Genomic DNA, 24004 nt, shown 5'->3' with positions numbered 1-24004 from the left:
CCTGTGTTGCCCCGCATGATGCGCAAAGAAGCCCTGTGGGCAAAACGCTCTTATGACAGCCCACCATCGCAATCCAGCATGGCAGGTAATATCAAACCCATGAAGCTCGACCCCGTCTCCCTGCGCCTGTTCGTTGCCGTGATGGAAGAGAGCACCATCGCCGCCGCCGCCGCGCGCGAGCACCTGGCCGCGTCGGCCGTGAGCCGGCGCCTGGCCGACCTGGAAGATGCCCTGCACGTGGTGCTGTTCACCCGCAGCAACAAGGGCACCGAGCCCACGGCTGCGGCCTATGCGTTGTTGAACCTGGCGCGCGGCGTGCTCAACGACCTCGATGGCATCGCCACGCAGATGCGCGACTACGGCGCCGGCCTGCGCGGCCATGTGCGCGTGGTGGCCAACATCTCGGCCATCAGCCAGTTCTTGCCGGCGCAGTTGCAAAGCTTCATGGCCCTGCACCCGCAGGTGGACGTGCGGCTGCAGGAGCAGATCAGCACCGCCATCGCCCAGTCGGTGGCCGAGAACGCGGCCGACATCGGCATCCTCAACCACGGCCACTATGGCGACCGCGTGGTGCAACTGCCCTACCGCACCGACGAGCTGGCCCTGGTGGTGCCGCGCGACCACGCCCTGGCACGGCGCAAGTCCGTGCGCCTGGTGGATGCCCTGCCCTACGACTTCGTGGGCGCCCACCCCGGCAGCGCCATCAACAACCAGCTCACCAAGGCCGCTGCCGAAACCGGGCTGCCGCTGCGCCTGCGCATGCAGGTCACCAGCTACGACGCACTGTGCCTCATGGTCGCGGCCGGCCTGGGCGTGGGCGTCATGCCGCGGGGCAGTGCTGCGCTGTACAAGGGCAGCCAGCCCATCCGCGTGGTCACCTTGAACGAGCCCTGGGCGCACCGCCAGCTGGTGCTGTGCGTGCGCTCGGAAGAGTCGCTATCGAGCGTGGCGCGCCTGCTGGTGGACCACCTGCGCGCCCCCGCCGAAGGGCCCGCCGCATGACGGCGCCGGCGCTGCCCCCGCTGCAGTGGGATGTGTTCTGCCAGGTCATCGACAACTACGGCGACATCGGCGTGTGCTGGCGCCTGGCCAGCCAGTTGGCCGCGCGCGGCCAGCGCGTGCGCCTGTGGGTGGACGATGCCTCGGCCCTGGCCTGGATGGCGCCTGCGGGATGCCCCGGCGTGGAGCTGCGCCCTTGGGGCGGCGAGCTGCCCGCCGCGCACGAGGCCGCGCCCGATGTGGTGGTCGAGGCCTTTGGCTGCGAAATCCCCGAGCCCTTCCTGGCCTGGGCCGTGCAGCGTGCGCCGGCGCGGCAACCCGCGTGGATCAACCTCGAATACCTCTCGGCCGAGGGCTATGTGGAGCGCAACCACCGCCTGCCCTCGCTCATCATGTCGGGCCCGGCAGCGGGCTGGACGCGCTGGTTCTTCTACCCCGGCTTCACCCCCGCCACGGGCGGCCTGCTGCGCGAACCCGGCCTGCTGGACCAGCGCCCGCCCGGCTTTGCCGCCGCCTGGCGCGCGGGCCAGCCTGCGGCCACCATCACGCCACAGCGCTGGATGTCGCTGTTCTGCTACGAGCCCGCTGCCCTGCCCGCCCTGCTGGCCCAGGCCATGCAGCCATGTGCCGTGCCAACACGCCTGCTGGTCACGCCAGGGCGCGCCACGCTGGCGGTGCAGGCCGCGCTCGCCACCTTGCCGGCGGACCACGGCCCGCTGCAACTGCAGTTTCTGGCCCCCACCGACCAGCCCGGTTTCGACGACCTGCTCTGGGCCAGCGACTTCAACGCCGTGCGCGGCGAAGACTCGCTGGTGCGCGCACTGTGGGCCGGCCGCCCCCTGGTCTGGCACATCTACCCGCAGGACGACGGCGCCCACCATGCCAAGCTGGCCGCGTTTCTCGACTGGCTGCAGGCCCCGGCCTCGCTGCGTGGCTTTCACGCGGCGTGGAACGGCATCCCCGGCCACGGCGCGCTGACCATTCCGGATGATGAAACCCTGGCCGAGTGGACCGCCTGCATGCAGGCGGCGCGCGCACGGCTGGCGCAACAAACCGACCTGGTGGGCCAGTTGGTAGGATTTATCCAGGAAAAAAGGTAAAATCCGAGGCTTTGCGCAAATTGAGGCGCGGCACCATGGTGCCCGTACCCCGCGCAATCCCGCCGCGGAACATGCGCCGGCCAGTTGCACAGCCCACCGGGGCTTGCGGCCAGCGCGTTGAGCGGCCCCCAACCCAAGCAACCAAACTGCTATGAAAATCGCTCAAGAAATCCGCGCCGGCAACGTCATCATGCACGGCAAGGACCCCATGGTCGTCCTCAAGACCGAATACGCCCGTGGCGGCCGCGGTGCAGCCACCGTGCGCATGAAGCTCAAGAGCCTGATCGGCAACTTCGGCACCGAAAACGTGTTCAAGGCCGACGACAAGATCGACAACGTGATCCTGGACAAGAAGGACTGCACGTACTCCTACTTCGCTGACCCCATGTATGTCTGCATGGACACCGACTACAACCAGTACGAAGTCGAAGCCGAAAACATGGGCGACGCACTGAACTACCTGGAAGACGGCATGACGCTGGAAGTGGTGTTCTACGACGGCAAGGCCATCTCGGTCGAACTGCCCACCAGCGTCGAGCGCGAAATCACCTGGACGGAACCCGCCGTCAAGGGCGACACCTCCGGCAAGGTCCTGAAGCCCGCCAAGATCGCCACCGGCTTCGAAGTGCCCGTGCCCCTGTTCGTCTCGCAAGGCGACAAGATCGAAATCGACACCCGCACCGGCGAATACCGCAAGCGCGTTTAAGGTTCTGCAGGCCCACCTGCAAGACCTCCGAAAAAGGCTTCCCTCGGGAAGCCTTTTTCGTTGGCGCAGACCGCGCATGCTCCTGTCCACAGCGATTTCTTGCGAGCGTCACAGGCCTCGCGCACAATCATTGCCATGGACCCCACCGCCGACCTCGCCACCGACCTCACCGCACTCCTCCCCCGCTGGCGCATCGATGGGGTCGACATGCTGCCGCCCGGCGATCCTGCGCAGGTCCAGGCGCTGTTTGCCCAACTGGGCCAGCCCGCCACCCCCGAAGTGCTCACCCTGTACACCACCCTGGGCGGCATGGCCACCATGGACGGCGAGTTCTGGCGCATGTGGTCGCTGGACGAAGTCAGCCGCGCCAACCAGGGCCCGCCCTCCGAATGGGGCGTGCAGTTCGCAGACTTCCTGACCCACAGCCAGGTATTTCGCCTGCGCACTGCGGCGGACGGCCGCTCGGAAGTCCTCGCCGGGCCCCTCAGCGCCGACAGCCCACCCGTGCGGGTAGCGGCCTCGCTCAACGAATTCTTTGCGCTGTACCGCAGCAACCCGGACCAGGTGCTGCAGCCGCGCTGAGCCGGCGCCAGGCGCGACGGAGTCGGCGCATCGGGGTATCTACCAGCACGGGCACCCAACGCAGAGTATTCGTTTGTAAATGACTTGCTTTCTGGTAAAAACCGGTTTCACAGCGAGCAACCCGCAGCGGAGAGGCCCAGCCTAAAGGCGGGCAGGTGCCTCTCATCCCCACGCCCAGATACCCGCTGTGACCGCCCATGGTCCGCGAGGCCGGGCACCATGCGGCGGCGCCGCCACAGGCCCTGCAAGGCCTGTGCCGTGCGCGCCCCCGTCAATCCAGAACACATGGCGACCGCCCCCCTCCGGCGGGCAGCAGGTCCGCCACATCCCCGAGGAAACGCCATGACCGGCCACCACCATACCGACCACCCCATGCCCCTGGGCGCGCGCGACCCCGTTGAGCTGGTCTTCGTGTTCGATGACCTGCACGACTGGCAGACCCTGGCCGCCGCCGCCCCCGAAGGTGCCGAGGTGGTGGTGCTCGACGGCTGGAGCAACGGCCTGGCGCAGATGGCCGCGCACCTGCAGGGGCGCAGCGGCATCGCGGCCTTGCACATCCTGAGCCACGGCACACCGGGCTGCCTGCTGCTGGGCAGCCTGCCATTGACCACCGCCCTGGTGGCCGAACATGCGCAAGTACTGGCCGACATTGGTTTGGCACTGGCCGAAGATGGCGATATTTTGGTCTATGGTTGCCGCGCTGGCGCAGGCAATGTGGGCGGCGACTTTGTGCAGGCCCTGGCCCTGGCCACGGGTGCCCATGTGGCAGCGGCCACCGGCCTGGTGGGCGCTGCGCACCTGGGCGGCAATTGGCGGTTGGACCGGAAGCACGGCACCGTGGGCACCGCACCGCTCTCCGGACTGGCGCACTACCAAGAGGTCCTGGCGCCGCCTGTGGATCAGGACTTTGCTGTCACGGCCGGACAGATTGGCGGCGTCACCTCGACGCTGGACTACAACGGGGTCAGGTACACGCTCACCGGAGGATCGGGGTACGAACACATGGTTCAGAACCCAGGTGCCTTTTCACCGACGGGCAGCACCTACCTGATGCTGGATACGGCCGGAATCGGGGCTGCCACCGTCACTGTCAGCGCAACCGATGGCAGCGCCTTCCGCCTGAAGGGACTGAGTTTCCTTGTCGAGGAAAACGTTACGTCGGGGGCGCCTTTTGTTGCCTACACCCTTACTCCGCAGGGTGGCACCGCGCTGCCATTCACCACCGATACCAAGTACCCGCTGTACGACTTCTCCAGCAATACCGACTTCTACAACATCACGAGCTTCACCTTCACTGCCACGGCTCCAGGCTACCCCCAGATCTTCGTCTCGCTCGACGACATCGACTTCGACACGCCCATCATCCTGCCCACCCTCACCAGCGCCACCTACGATGCCGCCACCGGCATCCTGTCCGTTACCGGTGTCAACCTCACCAACGGCGGTGCCGTCGTCGTGGGCAACCTCACCCTGACCGGCCAAAGCGGCGCCACCTACACGCTGACCACCGGCAACACCACGGCCAGCAGCACCACCGGCTTTTCGGTCACGCTCAACACCACCGACAAGCTCAACGTCAACGGTCTGCTCAACAACAACGGCTCCACCGCCGCAGGGGGCACCACCTTCAACCTGGCTGCGGCCGCAGGCTGGCAGTCGGGTGCGGCCGCCGACCTCACCGGCAACGGCGTGACAGTCTCCAACGTCACCGCCCCGACCATCACCTCGGCCAGCTACGACGCTGCCACCGGGATACTGACTGTCACCGGCGCCGGTCTGGTCAAGGTCGTTGGCGCGACCAATGACATCACCGTGAGCGCACTGCGGATCGTCGGCGAGGGCGGCACGGGCCGCACCCTGGTCTTGTCGAGCAATGTCGAAGTGACGGATGCCACCAGTTTTTCGGTGCTCCTGACTGGCAACGACAGGAGCATTGTCAACAGCCTGATCAACAAGGATGGCACGGCATCCACCAGTGGCTCAACCTACAACCTGGTCGCATTCGACAACTGGAACAGCCCGATCACGGGCGGCGACATCGCCGACGCCACCAACCCGCTGACTGCCGTGAATGTGCCCGCGCCAACGATCGTGTCGGCCACCTACGATGCGTCGTCCGGGACGCTGGATTTCATTGGCACCGGCCTCACGCAGCTGGCGGGCGCCACCAATGACATCGTGGCCAACAAGTTCACCCTGCGCGGCGAGGGCAACAACAGCTACACCCTGACCGACACCTCCGATGTCGAGATCACCTCCGGCACCTCGTTCACACTGACCCTGAGCGCCACCGACCGGGCCGCCGCCAGCCTGGTCATCAACAAGGACGGCACCACCTCCACCGGCGGCACCACCTACAACGTGGATGCCGCCGAGGACTGGGCGGCCGGTGCCGCTGCCGCCGCCACGGTGGCCGACAGCACCAACGGCATCATGGTGAGCAGTGTGCCGGCGCCCGCCATCACCAGCGCCACCTACGACGCCGCCACCGGCGCCCTGGTGGTCACGGGCACCGGGTTTCTCAAGCGCGACTCCGCCAGCGACATCGTCGCCAACAAGTTCACCTTCACCGGCCAGGGCGGCACCTACATGCTGACCGATACCGCCGGTGTGGAGATCAGCTCGGGCACCAGCTTCACCCTGAACCTCTCGGCCACCGACCAGAGCGGCCTGCGCACCCTGCTCACGGCCAACGGCACGCAATCGTCGGGCGGCACCATCTACAACCTGGGCGCTGCCGAGGACTGGGCCAGTGGCGCCGATGCCGCCGTGGTGGTTGCGGACACCACGGGCAACGGCATCACCGTCGCCAACGTGGTCTCGCCCACCCTCGCCTCCGCCACCTACGATGCCGCCACCGGCACCCTGTCCGTCACCGCCACCGGCATGGAGGCAGGCGACACCATCGACGCCACCAAGCTGTCCCTCACGGGTCAGGCAGGCAGCTACACGCTGACCGCCGCCACCGCCAACCCCAGCGCCAGCAGTGCCACGGCCTTCACGGTCACGCTCGGCGCCGCAGACAAGCTGGCCATCAACGGCATCCTGAACAACGACGGCACGGCGGCGGTGGACACCACCCCCTTCAACCTGGCAGGGGCCACGGGCTGGAACTCCACCGTCGGCGCAGCGGCAGACCTCACCGGCAACGCCGTCACCGCCAGCAACGTCACCACCCCCACCATCACCAGCGCCACGTATGACGGCACCACCAACACCCTGGTGGTCACCGGCACCGGCCTGGTCCAGACCATCGGTGCCACCAACGACATCACCGTCAGCGCCCTGACCATCACCGGCGAGGGCGGCACCACGCGCACCCTGACCACCACCGGCAATGTCGAAGTCACCTCGGACACCAGCTTCACGCTCATGCTGGCCGGCGCCGACGCGGCGGCCGTGGCCTCGCTGCTCAACAAGAACGGTACTTCCTCGGCCAGCAGCGCCACCACTTACAACATCGCCGCTGCCGAAGACTGGAACAGCGTGGTCACGGGCGGAAATATCGCCGACCTCACGGGCAACGGCATCACCGTCAGCAACGCCGCGCCCAGCATCCTCTCGGCCACCTACGATGCCGCCACTGGCGTGCTCACCGCCACCGGTGTCAACATGGCCAGCGGCGGCAATGTCGTCGTCGGCAACCTCACCCTCACCGGCCAGGGCGGCGCCACCTACACCCTGACCACGGGCAACGTCACCGCCAGCAGCACCACCGACTTCTCGGTCACGCTCAACGCCGCCGACCATCTCAGCGTCAACGGCCTGCTCAACAACAACGGGATCTCCTCGGCCACGGGACCCACCCCGTTCAACCTGGCAGCCGCCGCCAACTGGCAGGCAGGAGCAGGCGCCGACCTCACCGGCAACGGCGTCACGGTCAGCAACGTCACCGCTCCCACCATCACCAGCGCCACCTACGACGTCACCACCCACATCCTCACCGTGACCGGCACCAACCTGGTCAAGACGCTGGGGGCGACCAACGACGTCACGGTCTCGGCCCTGTCCATCAGCGGCGAAGGCGGCGTTGCCCGCACCCTGTCCACCACGGGCAATGTGGAGGTCACCTCGGACACCAGCTTTGCCGTGACCCTGGCCGGTGCCGATGTCGCTGCCGTCGAGGCCCTGTTCAACAAGAACGGCACCACCTCCACCGGTGGCACCGCCTACAACCTGGCCGCCGCCGACGACTGGAACAGCGTGGTCACCGGGGGCAGCATCGCCGACACCACGTCGGCCATCACGGTCTCGAACGTACCCGTGCCCGCCATCACCAGTGCCACCTACGACGCGGCCGCCGGCGCATTGGTGGTCACGGGCACCGGGTTCTCGGGGGCATCCGGGGCCACCAATGACATCGTGGCCAACAAGTTCAGCCTGCAGGGCGAAGGCGGCGCCAGCCACACGCTGACCACCACCGGCAATGTGGAGATCACCAGCACCACGTCGTTCACGCTGACCCTGAGCGCTGCGGACAAGGCCGCCGTCAATGTCCTGGCCAACAAGAACGGCAGCACCTCCACCGGCGGCACCACCTACAACCTGGCTGCCGCCGAGGACTGGGCCGACGGGGCGGATGCCGCCGTGGTGCTGGCCGACCTCACCGGCAACGGGATCACGGTGGCCAATGTGGCCGCACCCACCGTCACCAGCGCCACCTACAACGTGGGCACCGGCGTGCTGGTGGTCACCGGCACCGGGCTGCTGGGAGCCAATGACGCTGCCAACGACGTCGTCGCCAACCGGCTGACCTTTACCGGCAAGGCGGCTGGCACCTACACGCTGACCGATACCGCCAATGCAGATGTCACCAGCGCCACGACCTTCACCCTCACCCTGAGCGCCACCGACAAGGCCGGTGTGAACCTGCTGCTGGACAAGGCCGGCACCAATTCGGTGGACAACACCACCTACAACATCGCCCTGGCCGAGGACTGGAACGCCGGGGCCGACGCGGCCGTGGTGATCGCCGATCTCACGGGCAATGCGGTCACCGCTGCGGGCTTTCCTTCGGACGGCGACGGCGGTACCCCCACCCCACCCACCGGCACCCCCATCGACGGCGTGCCCGTCATTACCGAACCCGGCCCCGGCGGCTCGACCATCATCACCATCCCGGTGGTCGTGCCCACCCGGCCCGATACCCCCGGCACGCCTTCTCCGCTGGCGGATATCCCCCTGGTCACCTCGCCCAGCGGTACGCCCATCGTCTCGGTGGGTGTGCCCACCGGGGTTGGCTTACAGGCCGAGGGGCTGACCACCACAACCACGGGCTCTGCCGCCCTGGCCGAACTGGGCTTCCGCATCGAGCGCATTGCCGGCGACAGCCCCGAGCTGACCAATGCCGGACAGGTGTTCTATGCCACGCTGGCGCCCAATGAACCGCTGTCGGTGCAGATCATCAAGCCCACGGCAGGCGCGGGGTTCAACCCCAACGTGCCGTTGGTCATCACCGGCAGTTCCAACCCTGCCGATGGCAAGCAGGCGGTGATCGTGGATGCCCGAAGCCTGCCTTCGGGCACGGTGATCCAGGTGGACGGCATCGAGTTCCTGGCGGTCGTAGGGGCCGTGCGCATCATCGGTGGCTCGGGCCAGAATGCGGCCAGCGGAGACAGCGCAAACCAGTGGATCGTGCTGGGCCCGGACGACGACATCATTCACGGCGGTGGTGGCAACGACGCCGTGGGCAGCGAAGGCGGCGACGACCAGGTGTTCGGCGATGCCGGCGATGACATCGTGTTTGGTGGGGCGGGCAATGACCTGCTCTCGGGCGGCACGGGCAGCGACAAACTCAATGGCGGCACGGGATTTGACGTGGCGATCCAGGAAGGCCAGAAGACGGACTACACCGTGACTCTGGAAGGGGCCGGCATCAAGCTGACCCATACCGCCAGTGGCGTCTCCGACTGGCTGGTCGATGTGGAGCAGGTGCGCTTTGCGACGGGCCCGAGCCTCACAGTGGCGCACAGTGCAGCCGAAGAAGCCGGGGCCTACCTGTTCCAGAAGTGGATTGGCCGCGATCTGAACCAGGGCGAGGGAGCGATCATCCAGACGCTCACAGGCAAGACCGCGCTAGAGGTGGCGACCTTGTTCGCCCAGGTGTTCCCCGAGCAGAGTGCGGGCAGGACACCTGCGCAACTGCTGGAGGGCATGGCCGCAGCGGGAGCCATTCGCGTGGATGCCGTGCGCGACGTAACCGTGACCGGCGATGCCGGCAACAACACCATCAGCCCGACCTTGGGTCTGGCGCGGTATGTGGATGGCGGGGCGGGCACCGACACGGTGGTGATCCCCGCGACCTTGGGCCAGACCCATGTGCAGGCCAACGGCAATGGCAACTTCACGCTGCAGCGCCTGACCGATGGGGCGATGCTGGACACCACCCGGGTGGAGCGGGTCACCTTCAGCGACACCAAGCTGGCACTGGACCTCGATGGCAATGCCGGCCAGGCGGCCAAGCTGCTCGGTGCCCTGGGCGGCCCGGCGCTGCTGGGCAACAAGGGCGTGGTTGGCGAGGTGATCCGCCTCCTGGATGCCGGGGTCACCAGCCAGACCATCGCGGGCCTGGGGCTGCAGTTGCTGGGGGCGAGCACGCCCACGCAGATCGCGCAGACGCTGTGGACCAACGTGGTGGGCCGTGCGGGCACGGATGGTGAGCTCAAGCTGCTCACCGACCTGATGGCCGGTGGTGTCTCGGCCTCCGATCTGGTGGTGATGGCGGGCAACCTGGAGGCCACGGCCGTTCGCATTGACCTGGTGGGGCTGACGGCCAAGGGCATCGAGTTCGCGTGATCTCCCATGCGCCCTGAAAGGCTTCCCTCGGGAAGCCTTTCTTGTTTTTGGTGACCCCCTGCGTTTTTCATCAGCCTGCGACGATATGGATTTTTCCGCCGGCCTCGCCACACCTGATCCCCCACATGGGTCCATTTCTCCCCTGCCCGGCCGATGGAAACACTGCTGCACGCACTGCATTGCATACAGCCAACAGCACCGACAAGAAAAAGTAGTAAGCCCACATACTTTCTGTTAGAACCGGTGCTCCGGCCGTTGGCGCACCCAGCGAGTGTCATCAGTTCTGGGGACAGACACGGCAGGCGCAACCGCCTACCCTCATCCTTTGCATTGGCATTTGCCGAACGCATCAGTCCCCTTGGCGCCGTAGCCACACGCGCGACTCCCGCGCTCCTTGCAACTTGCCCGCTGCATCGCGCTACGGCGCCAGCGGCCCCCATCATCGGTAACGACATCCATGATCAGCAGCATTCCTACCGCCAATCCATCCAGCACGTCCGCAACCCGTGAAGTGGTTTTTCTCGATAGCCGTGTCGAAGACGTCGGCAGCCTGCTCGACCACCTGGGCCCTGGCGTAGAAGTCGTGCGCATTGATCCCACGCAGGACGGCCTCGCGCAAATGGCCGCAGCACTGGGCGAAAGCGGCGACGTGGCCTCCGTCCACGTGCTGGCCCATGGCAGCGCGGGGTCGCTGTTGCTGGGCAATACGGTGCTGGACAGCAATCTGGCTGCGCACAGCGCGCCGCTGGCTGCCATTGGCCGCGCCATGGCGCCCGATGGCGACCTGTTGGTATATGCCTGCGAACTGGGTGCAGGTGAGGTGGGCGCGCAGTTCGTCTCGACCCTGGCTCGGTTGACGGGTGCCGACGTGGCCGCCTCGACCGACCTGACGGGCGCTGCCTCCCAGGGCGGCAACTGGACTCTGGAGATGAGCACCGGCGGCATCGAGACCTACCCGCTCGCGCTGACGACCTACCACGGTGTGCTGACGGTAGTGCCCTTTATCTATCGCAGTGACGGCGACGATTTCACGCCGGTCACCACCATCAGCAAGACCGTGTCGGGCCAACCCATCCTGTTCACCGGTGCGGAGATGTACATCTACAGCAACGGGTTGCCAGACGATGGCCTGTACTCCTATGCGTCCGACGGCAGCAACGGCGTGAGCCTGACCATCAAGAACGTCACTGGCTACAGCTTTGACATCAGCTCGTTCGGCGTGCAAAGCTCCTCGGGCACCATCAGCTTCAGCATCACCTGGGCCAATGGGTCCACTTCCAGCTTCGTCCAGGGGGGCATCAACGACAGTGGCGTCGTCTCCACGGTATCCACCTTCAACACACCGCTCAACGACGTCAAGAGCGTCACCATCACAGCGACCGACTACACCACGTTCCAGAACTTCGACATCACCGACGTCAAGCCGCCGCCCGCCTATGTCAACACTGCGTCGCTGTCTGCCGACACGGGCACCAGCGGCAGTGATTTCATCACCAATACCGCCGCCCAGACCATCAGCGGCACACTGTCCGCCAATCTGGCAGCGGACGAACGGGTGGAGGTGTCTTACGACAGTGGCGCCAACTGGGCCGACGCCACCACCTTCACGGTCGGCAGCAATACCTGGAGTACCAGCACGGTCTTGGCGGGCAGCAATACCTTCCAGGTGCGCGTGACGAACAGCGTGGGCACCAGCGGCCCCCTTTATACGCACACCTACAAGCTGGACACCGTGGCGCCCACCACCAGCTTCACCGGCATCGCGCTATCGGCCGACACCGGCGCGAGCAGCACCGACCTCATCACCAAGACCGCCGCCCAGACCATCTCCGCCACATTGAGCGGCGCACCGACCGTCGGCGACGTGGTCTATGGCTCGGTCGATGGCGGCGGCAGCTGGACCAACATCACCAGCAAGGTCTCCGGCACCACGCTGAGCTGGAACGGTGCGACGCTGGCCGGCAGCAGCTCCATCATGCTCAAGGTCGCGGATGCGGCAGGCAATGAAAGCACCCTCAGCTTCCAGAACTACACGCTCGACACCACCGCGCCCGCCACCACCATTGCAAGCTTCAGCTTCTCCAACGACAGCGGCACATCCAGCAGCGACTTCATCACCAACATGGCGTCGCAGACCGTCAGCGGCACTCTGTCGAGCAACCTGGCTTCTGGCGAAACCGTCTACGTATCGCTCGACAACGGCGCCAGCTGGTCAGCCGCCACCGCCGCCGTCGGACAGAACACCTGGTCGCTGAGTGGCCGCACGCTCAGCGCCAGCAACACGCTCAAGGTCAAGGTCAGCGACACGGCCGGCAACGATGGCACCGAGCTGTCGAAGGCCTACGTCTACGACACGACTGCGCCAACCACCACCTTCAGCGGGCTGACGCTGTCGGCGGATACGGGCGCCAGCGCCACCGACTTCGTCACCAAAACCGCAGCCCAGACCATCGGCGCGACACTGAGCGGTGCGCTGGCCGGGGGCGATATCCTCTACGGATCGCTGGACAGCGGCGGCAGCTGGACCGACATCACCAGCAAGGTATCAGGCACCACGCTGAGCTGGAATGGTGTCACGCTGACCGGTACCGACACGTTGCAGTTGAAGGTGGTCGATGCCGCCGGCAACCAGGGCGGCGTTCACACCAAAGCCTATGTGCTCGACACCATTGCCCCATCCACGCCCGCAACACCGGTGCTGGCGCCAGCCAGCGACACCGGGGCATCCAACTCGGACGGCATTACGGCAGACAGCACGCCAACGCTGAGTGGCAGTGCGGAAAACGGCAGCACCGTCACGCTCTACGACGGCGTTACGCTGCTGGGCACTGTTGTCGCCGGTGCCGGTGGCTGGAGCTACACCACCGGCGCGCTGGGTGACAGCAGCCATACCTTCACGGTAGTGTCCGTCGACACCGCCGGCAATGTCTCGGCCGCCTCCACTGCGCTGACCGTTACCGTGGACACCACCGCGCCCACCGTCACATCAGTGGCTGTGCCGGCCAACGCCACCTACTACACCGGCGGTGCGCTGGATTTCACGGTCAATTTCGACGAAGCGGTCACGGTCGACACGACCGGCGGCGTGCCGCGCATCGCCCTGACGGTAGGCGCCACCGCCCGCCATGCAGACTACGTTTCGGGCTCGGGTACCAGCGCGCTGTTGTTCCGCTACACCGTGCCAAACGGCGACGCCGACGCCAATGGCATCGCCGTTGGTGTGATGTCCTTGAATGGCGGCAGCGCCAAGGACACGGCCGGCAACAATGCGTCGCTGACCCTCAACAGCGTTGGCAGCACTGCAAGCGTCAACGTCGATGGCTCACAGCCCAGCATTACCGGCGTTGGTGCCAGCACCGCCAACGGCGCCTACGGCGCCGGCCAGACCGTCACCATCACCGTCGATTTTTCGGGCGCTGTCAATGTCGATACCACGGGTGGCACTCCCACGCTGGCGCTTGCCGGCGGCGGCAGCGCCACCTACACCGGTGGCTCGGGCAGCAGCACACTGACCTTCAGCTACCTCGTCGCCGCCGGCCAGAACAGCGCCGACCTGGACTACAGCTCCACCTCTGCGCTGGCCCTCAACGGCGCCACCATCATCGAGGCCGGTGGAGCGCACCAGAACGCATCGCTCACGCTGGCCACTCCGGGCACGGCTGGATCGCTCGGCGCCAGCAAGGACATCGTCATCGACACCGCCGCACCGACGAACACGGTGGCCGGCGCCGCCTTCTCGACCGACACCGGAGCGTCCGGCAGCGACTTCATCACCAAAACCGCAGCGCAGACTGTCAGCGGCACGCTGACATCCAACCTGGCGGCAGGAGAGAATGTTTATGTCTCGCTCAACAATGGCGGCACCTGGGCCCTGGCCGCAAGTGCAGCCGGCACCAGCACCTGGTCGCTGGTGAGCCAGACGCTGACCGGCAGCAGCACGCTGAGGGTACTCGTCGCGGACGACGCAGGCAACAATGGCACGGCCTACTCGCAGACCTATGTGCTGGACGCCACGGCCCCAGCTCCCAACGGGCCAGCGGGAAGCCCGACGGACAACTCCACCACGGCCCCGACCAGCGGCGCCATCGTGCTGCCCTTCCTGGAGGCACTGGATGCAAGCAGCGACCTCAGCAAGGTCTACCTCAGGAAGGTGGGCACGCCCGGCAACATCGCAGCCACCGTCACCCTCAACGGCAGCGGCCATCTGGTCATCACGCCTGCGGCGGCCCTGGCCGAGGGCACAGCCTACTGCGTGAACTGGGATGCCGGTGCGCTCAAGGATGCCGCAGGCAACCTGGCATCGGCTGTCACCGACGGCACCACCTACAACTTCACCACGGCATCTGCCGCCGATCCCGTGACACCACCGCCCACCAACGTGGACGGCGTGCCCGTCGTCACCGAACCCGGCCCCGGTGGCTCGACCATCATCACCATCCCGGTGGTGGTGCCCACCCGGCCCGATACCCCCGGCACGCCTTCTCCGCTGGCGGATATCCCCCTGGTCACTTCGCCCAGCGGCACCCCCATCGTCTCGGTGGGTGTGCCCACCGGGGTTGGCTTGCAGGCCGAGGGCCTGACCACCACGACCACGGGCTCTGCTGCACTAGCGGAACTCGGGTTCCGCATCGAGCGCATTGCCGGCGACAGCCCCGAGCTGACCAATGCGGGCCAGGTGTTCTATGCCACGCTGGCGCCCAATGAGCCCTTGAGCGTGCAGATCTTGAAGCCCACCATCGGTGCCGGCTATGACGGATCGCAGCCCCTGGTCATCACGGGCAGCAACAACCCGGCCGACGGCAAGCAGGCGGTGATCGTGGATGCCCGAAGCCTGCCTTCGGGCACGGTGATCCAGGTGGACGACATCGAGTTCCTGGCGGTCGTGGGGGCCGTGCGCATCATTGGTGGCGCGGGCCAGAATGCGGCCAGCGGCGACAGCGCCGGCCAGTGGATCGTGCTCGGGCCGGACGATGACATCATCCATGGGGGTGGTGGTAACGATGTCGTGGGCAGCGAGGGGGGAGACGACCAGGTCTATGGCGATGCGGGCGATGACATCGTCTTTGGTGGTGCAGGCAATGACCTGCTCTCGGGTGGCACGGGCAGCGACAAACTCAATGGCGGTACCGGCTTTGACGTCGCCATCCAGGAAGGTACACGCAGCGACTACACCGTGACTCTGGAAGGCGCAGGCATCAAGCTCACGCACACCGCTTCGGGTGTCTCCGACTGGCTGGTCGATGTGGAGCAGGTGCGCTTTGCGACCGGGCCGAGCCTGACGGTGGCGCACAGTGCCGCCGAAGAAGCCGGGGCCTACCTGTTCCAGAAGTGGCTGGGCCGCGATCTGAACCAGGGCGAGGGGGCGATCATCCAGACGCTGACGGGCAAGACGGCCTTGGAAGCGGCGACCTTGTTCGCCCAGGTGTTCCCCGAGCAGAGTGCAGGCAAGACACCTTCCCAGTTGCTGGAAGGCATGGCCAGCGCGGGAGCCGTGCGCGTGGATGCGGTTCGGGATGTGACCGTGACCGGCGATGCCGGCAACAACACCATCAGCCCGACCTTGGGCCTGGCCCGGTATGTGGATGGGGGTGCAGGCATCGACACGGTGGTGATCTCCGCGACCTTGGGCCAGACCCATGTGCAGGCCAACGGCAATGGCAACTTCACGCTGCAGCGCCTGACCGATGGGGCGATGCTGGACACCACCCGGGTCGAGCGGGTCACCTTCAATGACACCAAGCTAGCGCTGGACCTCAACGGCCATGCGGGCGACGCAGCCAAGCTGCTGGGGGCCCTGGGTGGCCCGGCCCTGCTGGCCAACAAGGGCGTGGTGGGCGAGGTGATCCGCCTGCTCGATGCCGGGGCCACGAGCCAGACCATCGCGGGCCTGGGGCTGCAGCTCTTGGGGGCGAGCACGCCCACGCAGATCGCGCAGACGCTGTGGACCAACGTGGTGGGCCGTGCGGGCACGGAGGGCGAGCTCAAGCTGCTCACCGACATCATGGCGGGTGGAGTCTCGGCCGCAGATCTGGTGGTGATGGCGGCGAACCTGGAGCTGAATGCCACGCGGATTGACCTGGTGGGGCTGACGGCCAAGGGGATCGAGTTCGCGTGAGGGTGGGGGTGCGGGCATGCCCGCGCCCTCATACCGTACCGGCGGTGGTGAGCAACTGGCGCACCAGGCCCGGTTTCAGGCTGCACTCCCCCCGCCCGAACCAGGGTCCCCAGCCCTGCAGTATCTTGCGCGAGAACCAGCCTCCTTCGGTGCTGTAGGCCTTGATCGATGCGGCCACCGCACCCGTCCTGCGGTCCAGGTAGTCCGTCTGCTGCACGCCGATGGGGATCAGCCGGCCCGCCACCGTGCCGTGCCCCTTGTGAACCTCGCGCAGGTCGCGCGGATGGTTCACCTTGAAGTGGACCTGGACGGCGTTCTCTGGCCGGCACAGCGCCTCGAACTGCCGCGCCCCCGCGATCTCGTCGGCCATGGGCACCACGAAAAGCAGTGGCGCAACCACCAGCCCGAGCGCCACCCTGGCGGCCACGGCGATGGGAATCCGCCTGACCAGCTTGAACGCCAGTGCCGACACAACGGCCGCCCAGAACAGGACGACCAGCAGAAACAGGATGGCGGACATGGGCGCTTGCGGCAAGGAAATGGGGGGCTGGACGAATCTACCACCCGCCACCAGGGCCCCACCGCCCTTCTGTCACCCCACCCGGCCCGGCCGGCAGTGCCGGCTCAGATATCCATCGCCGGCCGGTGCTCTTCCGGCGGCACAAACTTCCACTGCCCCACCAGCAGCGAGAACACGAAGGCCCCGACCGCAAACAGCCCCAGCACGGCCAGCGCCATGCCCCACTCGCCGCCCAGCGCCCCGAAGGCGCTGGCACGCACCGCCTTGATGGACCAGGTGAAGGGCAGCCAGGGGCTGATGTCGCGGTAGAAGGCGCTGGTCAGCTCCACCGGCAGCACGCCGCCGGCCGATGACAGCTGCAGCACCATGAGGATCAGCGCGATGGCCTTGCCCACGTCGCCAAAGGCACGCACCAGCGCCAGGATGACGAGCATGAAGGTCAGCGACGTGACCGCCATGGTGAGCGCCAGGCCCAGCGTGTTGACGGCCTGTATGCCCAACATGAACCAGACCATGAGCAGCACGCAGGCGGCCTGCAGCAGGTTCACGCTCCACAGCACCGCGAGCTTGCCCAGCAGCAGCGACACGCGCGAGTAGCCTGCGGCCTCGTCGGGCAGGCGGCGCAGGTGGAAGATGAAGGCCGTCATCACCGCGCCCAGCCACAGCGCGATGGGAATGAAGTTGGGCGCCAGGCCCATGCCGTTGTTCTTGACCGGCGCATCGATCTCGATCTGCGGCTGGACCGAGATCGCCAGGCCGCTGGCCGTGCCCTCCATGCCCGGGCCGCCCGAGGGCAGCGAGGCTTCGAGCGTGTCGAGCCCCAGCACCAGCTGCGAAGACCCATCCTTGACCTTCACCAGGCCTGCGCGCAGCTCGCTGGCGGCGCCTGCCAGCGCCTTGCTGCCGTCCACCAGCTGGTCCACCTTGGCGTCGGCCGGCACCTTGGCAGCCAGCGTGGATGCACCGGCCGAATAGGCGGCAAAGCCGTCAGCCATCTGGGCCACGCCTTGCGACAGGGCCTGCGCGCCCTCGGCCAGTTGGGCCTCACCCTGGCCGGCCTGCTGCAGGCCGCCACGCAATTGGGTGGCGCCGTCGGCCAGTTGCCCGGCCGCGCCAGACACCTTGTCGCCGCCGAACAGCAATGATTTGGACTCGTCGCGCAACTGCCCTGCCCCATCGGCCAGGCGCTGCGCACCGTCTTCGAGCTGCGGCAGGGCCTGCTTGAGCTCGCCGTGCCCGCTGGCCAGTTGCGCGGCACCGGTCTTGAGGGTCTGCAGGTCGGCAGGCTCGGGCTTCTTCGCATCGAGCGTGCGCGCGCCCGCGCCCAGTTGCTTCATGCCATCGCCCAACTGCGCCACGCCGGTGGAGAGGTCGGTGGCGCCCTTGGCCAGTTGCAGCGATCCCCCCTCGGCCTTGCCCATGCCAGTGTGCAGCGCCGCCGCCCCTTCGCGCAGGCGGGCCACGCCCTCGTGCAGGCGCTGCAGGCTGTCGGCCGCCGAAGAGCTGGCGCCCAGCACCACCTCCCAGCGCTTTTCGTTGAGCGATTCGTTGACCTGGTGCCCCAGTTCTTCGGCAAAGCGCTTGGCAAAGCCCGCGCCCGCATAGTTGTTGCCCTCCGAGGCAAACACCACCAGCTTGCCCGCCCCCGGTGAGCCCGCCGCCATGGCCCCGGCGCTGAAGTCGGCCGGTATGACCAGCGCAAACAGGCTCTTGCCCTGGCGCACGGCACGCCGGGCCGCATCGGCGTCGCCCTCTTCGTAGAAGCCGAACTGCTGCTTGTCCTTGAGCGTCTGCGCCAGGTCCATGCCCAGATTCACCGCCTGGCCATTGGCCATGGCGCCGCGGTCGAGGTTGACGATGGCGGCCGGCAGGTTGCCGGTGTGGCTGACGGGGTCCCACACCGACTCCAGGTAGATGAAGGCATAGAACGCCGGTATCACCACCACGCCCAGCAGTGACCAGCGCAGCTTGGGAAAGCTGCGCAGCAGCCGCGCCTCGAGCATCGAGACGCGCAATGCGTTGCTAAACAGGCGCATGGGCAGCGGGTCGGCTTTGGTGGTGTTGTGTTTGGCACGGAAAGGCGAAACAGGCCTTTGCGGCGTTGCGCTGCAGGCGTCTGGCGTACCTTGCCGTTATGCCCCGGAGTGTGCCTTGAACTGCGCGGATTCGCAGATGCTGCGCCGTAGGTGCTACAGCGCAAATGTGTAAAGATTTATGTAGCGAGCGGCCCTGCGGCCAGGCGCGCCCGCGCAGCCGGCGTGGCCAGGCAACTGGCCAGGGCTTCGTACCCGGCTGCACCACCGTAGGGCGCGACCACCTGGGGCACGGTGTGGTTGGCCGGGCACAGCACGATGGTCTCGTGCGGCCCCACCAGCGCCAAGTCGAGGATGGCCGAGGAGCGCGTCATGATGAACACCGGCGCGCCCTCCCCCAGCGCGCCCTGGGGCCTCGCACGCCGGCGCAGCCAGTGCATCAGGGCCTCCTGCGTGGCATGGTCGAGCCCGTTCTCGGGCATCTCCACCACCAGTGGCGCGTGCGCTCCATCGGCCGCCACGGCCTGCACCAGCGCCCGCAGGGCCGGCGAGTCCGTGGCGCCCTCCTCGCGCAGCCAGGCCAGTTCGGCGCCAACGATGCCATCGGGTGCATCGCGCGGCGCTTCGCACCCCTGCCGGTCTTCACCCAAGTAGACGCAGCCCGGCAGCGCCGCTGCAATGCAGCGCATCAGCCGCGTCTTGCCGCTGCCCAGCGGCCCCACGACGAAATTGAGCCGCCGCACCTCGGCCAGCTCGAACCACTCGCCGTTCCACGGCCAGGGCAGTGCGAACGCCAGCGGGGGCGCCAGGGGCGGTTGCAGGGCATCGGCCCAGTTCCCGGTGGGCAGCGGCTGGGCGGCAGCCATGCCCGCACGCAAGGTCTTCAATTGGTCAATGGAGCGGCGGGTCTGCTCGAACAACCCCTCCAGCTCGGCCTGCCTGGCCGCCAGGGCCAGTTCCATGGCATGGGCATCGCCCCGCAGCGCCGCAGCCACCTGGACCAGCGGGAGGCCCAGCGCGCGCAGTCGCACCACCGTGCGCGCACGCTCCAGATCGGCTTCGGCGTAGAGGCGGTAACCGGCCTCGGACCGCTCTGGCCGCAGCAGGCCATGGTCTTCATAAATGCGCAGCGCCTTGGCCGAGACACCCAGCACCCGGCTGGCCTGCGCGGCGCCCCAGCGCCTGTGAGAAGTCGACATGCCCGTCATCCTTTGTTCCATTGTCAAGGATGCCCATGCTCGGGCCGGCCCCTGGGGCAGGGTCAAGGCCTGGAGGCTGTAAGACCCTGGCGGCCCCTGCGTGCCCGCGGGCCCGGTGCACTCACCTGGTGCTGGATGGGGCGCCCGCACCACCGGGGGCACGGATCTTTTGCAGCTGCTTGCCAAACCACTGGGCGCTGGGCTGAACGGCGCCGTTGCAACGCACCTCGTAGGCCCGGCCCGAGGCGCTGCTCGACGAGGCGGCCATCTCGATGAATTTTTCTGCGCTGGGCAACGTGCTTCGCTTTTCGATGTATTCCAGCTTGCGCAGCAGGTGGGTCTTGGCCTCCGCGGCACCGTGCCAGGAACCGTTGCGCTGGAACTCGCAGCCCGAGGACTGGAGCGCGGCCAGCAGGGCGTCGATCTCGCCGCGCACCGACGCGGCTGCGGGCGCCGCGCCCGAAATGCCCGTAACCAGACAGAACCAAAGAATGATGAAAGTGCGCAGCATAGGTTTCGCCATGGTCGAAGAGGATACCTTGGGGCGCCAGCGCCTCAGCACTCGTAGGGCTCGATCCTGAACACCCGCGGCGTGCCTGGCTGGCTGCAGCCCTTGACACACTGGTACACCGGCCAGCGGGGGTCGCCACAGACCTTCTTGGTACCAGGCACCCGGCGGTAGGTGGCGCCGGCCAGCACCGTGCTGCCGTCGGCGCGGCAGGCAAAGCTGGAGACGAGGTCCGGGGCCAGCTGGCACTGGCTGTCGAAGGCAATCATGCCCGGCGCCGAGGCCTGGGCTGCGCCAGGCGGCAGCTTCGCGGGCTTGCGGCTGTTCACCCCGATCATCAGCTTGCCGTATTCACAATCCCCATCGGAGACGGTAACTTCGTGGGTGCTGGAGCGCCCGGACCAGACTTCGGAGCAGGCGGCATGCCCTGCCCCGCTCAGCAGCAAGGCAGCCGACAGGGCCAGGTATGCGCGCAGTGCCCGCATGGGCCGATCAGATCGGCTGCGCGATCAAATCGTGCCCGCGCACGCCCACGATGCGGGCGCGCGTGAACTCGCCCACCTTCATGGTTTTGCTGATCTTTTCGGGCGGCAGCAGTTGCACCGTGCCGTCGATCTCGGGCGCATCGGCATAGGTGCGGCCCACACCGCCCTTGCGGCCCAGGCCGGGAGCGGAGTCGACCAGCACCTGCATGGTGGCGCCCACGCGGCGCTGCAGGCGGGCAATAGAGACCTCCTCGGCCACGGCCATGAAGCGGGCGCGGCGTTCTTCGCGCACTTCCATGGGCAGCATGCCGGGCAGCTCGTTGGCGGCGGCGCCGTTCACGTCGCTGTAGGCAAAGCAACCGGCACGGTCGATCTGCGCCTCGCGCACAAAGTCCAGCAGGTGGGCAAATTCTTCTTCGGTCTCGCCCGGGAACCCGGCGATGAAGGTACTGCGGATCACCAGCTCGGGGCAGACCTCGCGCCAGCGCTGGATGCGCTCCAGGTTGCGCTCGCCGCTGGCGGGGCGCTTCATGCGCTTGAGCACATCGGGGTGGCTGTGCTGCAGCGGCACGTCCAGGTAGGGCAGCACGCGGCCCGTGGCCATGAGGGGCAGCACGTCGTCCACGCTCGGGTAAGGGTACACGTAGTGCAGGCGCACCCAGGCGCCGTAGGGCTCGGCAATCTCGCCCAGGGTCTGCACCAGTTCGAGCATGCGCGTCTTGACGGGCTTGCCGTCCCAGAAGCCGGTGCGGTACTTCACGTCCACGCCATAGGCAGACGTGTCCTGGCTGATCACCAGCAGCTCCTTCACGCCGCCTTCGAACAAGGCCTTGGCCTCGCTCAGCACGTCGCCGATGGGGCGCGACACCAGGTCGCCGCGCATCGAGGGGATGATGCAGAAGGTGCAGCGGTGGTTGCAGCCCTCGCTGATCTTGAGGTAGGCGTAGTGCTTGGGCGTGAGCTTGATGCCCGCGACGCCGAAGTTGCCCGGCACCAGGTCGATGAAGGGGTCGTGCGGCTTGGGCAGGTTCAGGTGGACGGCATCCATCACCTCCTGCGTGGCATGCGGGCCGGTCACGGCCAGCACGCTGGGGTGCATCTGGCGCACCATGTTGCCGCCGTCCGCGCCTTCGCGTGCGCCCAGGCAGCCGGTGACGATGACCCGACCGTTCTCGGCCAGCGCCTCGCCAATCGTGTCCAGGCTTTCCTTGACGGCATCGTCGATGAAGCCGCAGGTGTTGACGATGACAAGGTCGGCCCCGTGGAAGGTCTTGGAGGTCTCGTAACCCTCGGCGCTTAGCTGCGTCAGGATCAGCTCGGAATCGGTCAAGGCCTTGGGGCAGCCCAGGCTGACAAATCCGACTTTGGGTGTTTTCGTGGGGGACAGTGCTTCGCTCATATCCCCGTATTGTCCCAGTTCCGGGGGGAAAGGGGTATGGAGGGGGCTCTCCAGGGGCTGTTAAACACCTTTCTACAGAGGCCAAGGGGCTGCCAGCTTGACCAAAAGGCCAGCACCGCTACCCGCTCACCTCCACCCGCACCACATGCCCCCGCTCGATATAGCAGGTGAAATGGCGCCGCGCCGCCACACCCTCCAGGCACTCGAACGACAGGTCCCAGGGCTTGTGTTCATCGCCATCGGCCGGAATCGACAGAGCCACCCAGGCGAACACCTCCCGCCAGTCGGTTGGAAACGGCTTGCGCAGCCACTGTTCATACTCGCCGATCAGCAGGTCCTCCCCTTTGTGGAAGGCCAGGTCGGGGTCCTGTGTGTAGCGCTCGAAAAACGCCACCTGCCCCGGCACGGGCTCGGCCTCGCCCGGGGCCTCGATCGCCAGGGTGAGGGGGCGGCCTGCCAGCTGGGTCTCGCCCTCCCAGTAGGCACCGTGTTTGGCGCGGATGAGCAGCAGGCCGCCGAAGACGGGGTGGTCGAGCCTGCGGCCCCCTCCCCCCAAAAGGCGTTGCAGAAAGCCCATGGCGACCTCCGGTTGTTTCAGATCAGCTATCCAACAGCGCTGCGCTCCACCCACATCGTACAAAACGGGCGCGGCCAAGGCCAGCGCCGCCGTGCAAGGGCCGCCAAGCCGCGGATGCGGCGCTTCGCTTGCGTGCGCTGGCGGTGTCCCCCTTCCCGAATTGCAACGCAATTCGAGAGAAGGGGGAAGGCGCGAAGCGACTCAGGGGGATCACCTTTTCAAGCCGAAGGCCCCCAGCATCTGCTCCGTCTGCTTTTGCATCTGCTCCTGCATCTGCGTGAGCATGGATTGGGACTGCTCGACGTAGTTGCCCATCATGCCCTTGAGCATGGGCGACTGCAGGTTCATGAACTGGGCCCACATCTCGGGCGTGACGCTCTGGCTCTGCTCGGCCAGCTGGGCCTGCACGTCGGTGAAGGCCTGCACGTTCTTTTCGAGGTAGGCGCCCATGAAGCCCTGCATGGCATGGCCGTAGAAGCGGATGATGTTGGCCAGCACGGCCTCGGTGAACATGGGGGCGCCGCCGGCCTCTTCTTCCAGGATGATCTGCAAGAGGATGCTGCGTGTGAGGTCTTCACCCGTCTTGGCGTCGCGCACCACCACGGTGTGGTGCGCCATTACCAGCTCGCGCACCTCGGACAGCGTGATGTAGGTGGAGGTGTCGGTGTCGTACAGGCGGCGATTGGGGTACTTCTTGATCACGCGCTGTGCAGACTTGCCGCCAGCGGCGGGGGCTGCAGTTGCGGTTGCGGCTCCAGCGGGGGCGCTGCTCTTCTTGTCGGGCACTACGAACTCCTCGGGCGCTCGGGCCCATGTGTGACAGGTCTATTGCTATTGCAGTGCAACAGATTCTAGGCAGTGCCAGCCCCCGCCGCGGCAAAGGAATACCCTGATTTGGCGGAGTCGCGCATTTGACAGCAGGGCCCTGACGGTAGCGTGCCACAAACGCCCCAGAAACGCCAAAGGGGCGCGCACTGCCATGTGCC

Annotated in this window: 14 protein-coding genes; 6 read left to right on the top strand and 8 right to left on the bottom strand. The window is 67.0% G+C overall.

Annotation, left to right across the window (positions count from 1 at the left end):
- Positions 1-99 precede the first annotated feature (99 nt).
- From AC0IZS_RS21325 to AC0IZS_RS21300, 6 genes are all read left to right on the top strand, one after another.
- A complete protein-coding gene (locus AC0IZS_RS21325) occupies positions 100-1002 on the top strand; it encodes a LysR family transcriptional regulator (protein WP_471637448.1) in 903 nt (300 codons plus the stop codon).
- Positions 999-2099: an elongation factor P maturation arginine rhamnosyltransferase EarP gene (earP, locus tag AC0IZS_RS21320; protein WP_471637447.1), complete on the top strand. Its 1101-nt coding sequence runs from the start codon at positions 999-1001 to the stop codon at positions 2097-2099. Before AC0IZS_RS21325 ends, earP begins: the two co-directional genes overlap by 4 nt.
- A gap of 151 nt (positions 2100-2250) precedes the next feature.
- Positions 2251-2805, top strand: coding sequence for an elongation factor P (gene efp / locus AC0IZS_RS21315; protein ID WP_057200931.1), 555 nt, complete (start codon positions 2251-2253; stop codon positions 2803-2805).
- A 135-nt stretch (positions 2806-2940) separates the two neighbouring features.
- Complete coding sequence (locus AC0IZS_RS21310) at positions 2941-3387, top strand: hypothetical protein (protein ID WP_471637446.1); 447 nt, start codon at positions 2941-2943, stop codon at positions 3385-3387.
- A gap of 342 nt (positions 3388-3729) precedes the next feature.
- Positions 3730-10182, top strand: a complete 6453-nt coding sequence (locus tag AC0IZS_RS21305) for a DUF4347 domain-containing protein (RefSeq protein WP_471637445.1) — start codon at positions 3730-3732, stop codon at positions 10180-10182.
- Positions 10183-10639: 457 nt separating this feature from the next.
- Positions 10640-16297, top strand: coding sequence for a DUF4347 domain-containing protein (locus AC0IZS_RS21300; RefSeq protein ID WP_471637444.1), 5658 nt, complete (start codon positions 10640-10642; stop codon positions 16295-16297).
- Between the two features lie 28 nt (positions 16298-16325).
- Here the strand turns inward: AC0IZS_RS21300 and AC0IZS_RS21295 are convergent, their stop codons facing one another.
- The 8 genes from AC0IZS_RS21295 to phaR form a co-directional block, all read right to left on the bottom strand.
- Positions 16326-16817 carry a hypothetical protein gene (locus AC0IZS_RS21295; protein ID WP_471637443.1) on the bottom strand — a complete coding sequence of 164 codons (492 nt, stop codon included), beginning with the start codon at positions 16815-16817 and terminating at the stop codon, positions 16326-16328.
- A gap of 104 nt (positions 16818-16921) precedes the next feature.
- Positions 16922-18853, bottom strand: a complete 1932-nt coding sequence (locus AC0IZS_RS21290) for a YhgE/Pip family protein (protein ID WP_471637442.1) — start codon at positions 18851-18853, stop codon at positions 16922-16924.
- A gap of 176 nt (positions 18854-19029) precedes the next feature.
- Positions 19030-20049 (bottom strand): MerR family transcriptional regulator, encoded by a 1020-nt coding sequence (locus AC0IZS_RS21285; RefSeq protein WP_471637441.1) that lies wholly within the window; start codon positions 20047-20049, stop codon positions 19030-19032.
- Between the two features lie 121 nt (positions 20050-20170).
- On the bottom strand, positions 20171-20572 hold the full coding sequence (locus AC0IZS_RS21280; RefSeq protein WP_471637440.1) for a DUF5329 family protein: 402 nt from the start codon (positions 20570-20572) through the stop codon (positions 20171-20173).
- Between the two features lie 32 nt (positions 20573-20604).
- Complete coding sequence (locus AC0IZS_RS21275) at positions 20605-21042, bottom strand: hypothetical protein (RefSeq protein WP_471637439.1); 438 nt, start codon at positions 21040-21042, stop codon at positions 20605-20607.
- Between the two features lie 7 nt (positions 21043-21049).
- Positions 21050-22441 (bottom strand): 30S ribosomal protein S12 methylthiotransferase RimO, encoded by a 1392-nt coding sequence (gene rimO, locus AC0IZS_RS21270; protein ID WP_471637438.1) that lies wholly within the window; start codon positions 22439-22441, stop codon positions 21050-21052.
- A 118-nt stretch (positions 22442-22559) separates the two neighbouring features.
- A complete protein-coding gene (locus tag AC0IZS_RS21265) occupies positions 22560-23018 on the bottom strand; it encodes a hypothetical protein (protein ID WP_471637437.1) in 459 nt (152 codons plus the stop codon).
- Between the two features lie 210 nt (positions 23019-23228).
- Entirely contained in the window at positions 23229-23804 is a 576-nt protein-coding gene (gene phaR / locus AC0IZS_RS21260; protein WP_471637436.1) for a polyhydroxyalkanoate synthesis repressor PhaR, read from the bottom strand.
- Positions 23805-24004 lie beyond the last annotated feature (200 nt).

It is taken from the genome of Acidovorax sp. AC410 (assembly GCF_979253235.1).
Note: the sequence above shows the minus strand (reverse complement) of the source record. Positions and strands in the feature narration are given on the sequence as shown.